Raw genomic sequence first — 1197 nt, 5'->3', positions numbered from 1 at the left:
AAAACACCTTCGGTGTTGTAAGGTTAAGCCTCACGGATCATTAGTACTGGTTAGCTCAATGCATCGCTGCACTTACACACCCAGCCTATCAACGTCTTAGTCTTAAACGTTCCTTCAGGGGCCTTAAAGGCCCAGGGAAGACTCATCTTGAGGCAAGTTTCGCGCTTAGATGCTTTCAGCGCTTATCTTTTCCGCACTTAGCTACCGGGCAATGCCATTGGCATGACAACCCGAACACCAGTGGTGCGTTCACTCCGGTCCTCTCGTACTAGGAGCAACCCCTCTCAATCTTCCAACGCCCACGGCAGATAGGGACCGAACTGTCTCACGACGTTCTAAACCCAGCTCGCGTACCACTTTAAATGGCGAACAGCCATACCCTTGGGACCTACTTCAGCCCCAGGATGTGATGAGCCGACATCGAGGTGCCAAACACCGCCGTCGATATGAACTCTTGGGCGGTATCAGCCTGTTATCCCCGGAGTACCTTTTATCCGTTGAGCGATGGCCCTTCCATTCAGAACCACCGGATCACTAAGACCTACTTTCGTACCTGCTCGAGCCGTCACTCTCGCAGTCAAGCTAGCTTATGCCTTTGCACTAACCTCACGATGTCCGACCGTGATTAGCTAACCTTCGTGCTCCTCCGTTACTCTTTGGGAGGAGACCGCCCCAGTCAAACTACCCACCAGACACTGTCCTCACCCCAGATTATGGGGCCGAGTTAGAACATCAAACATTAAAGGGTGGTATTTCAAGGATGGCTCCACGCAGACTGGCGTCCACGCTTCAAAGCCTCCCACCTATCCTACACATCAAGGCTCAATGTTCAGTGTCAAGCTATAGTAAAGGTTCACGGGGTCTTTCCGTCTTGCCGCGGGTACACTGCATCTTCACAGCGAGTTCAATTTCACTGAGTCTCGGGTGGAGACAGCCTGGCCATCATTACGCCATTCGTGCAGGTCGGAACTTACCCGACAAGGAATTTCGCTACCTTAGGACCGTTATAGTTACGGCCGCCGTTTACTGGGGCTTCGATCAAGAGCTTCGCCTTGCGGCTGACCCCATCAATTAACCTTCCAGCACCGGGCAGGCGTCACACCGTATACGTCCACTTTCGTGTTTGCACAGTGCTGTGTTTTTATTAAACAGTTGCAGCCAGCTGGTATCTTCGACTGGCTTCAGCTCCATCCGCGA

At 52.5% G+C, this 1197-nt stretch carries 1 rRNA gene; it reads right to left on the bottom strand.

The window, feature by feature from the left end:
• Positions 1-19: 19 nt before the first annotated feature.
• Positions 20-1197 (bottom strand): 23S ribosomal RNA (locus tag ACJ8J4_RS24695); the annotation flags it as partial.

Origin of the sequence: Serratia sp. CY47280, from assembly GCF_052168655.1 — a bacterium.
GTDB lineage: Bacteria > Pseudomonadota > Gammaproteobacteria > Enterobacterales > Enterobacteriaceae > Serratia > Serratia bockelmannii.
The sequence above is the reverse complement of the archived record's forward strand: the minus strand, read 5'-3'. Positions and strand labels throughout refer to the sequence as shown.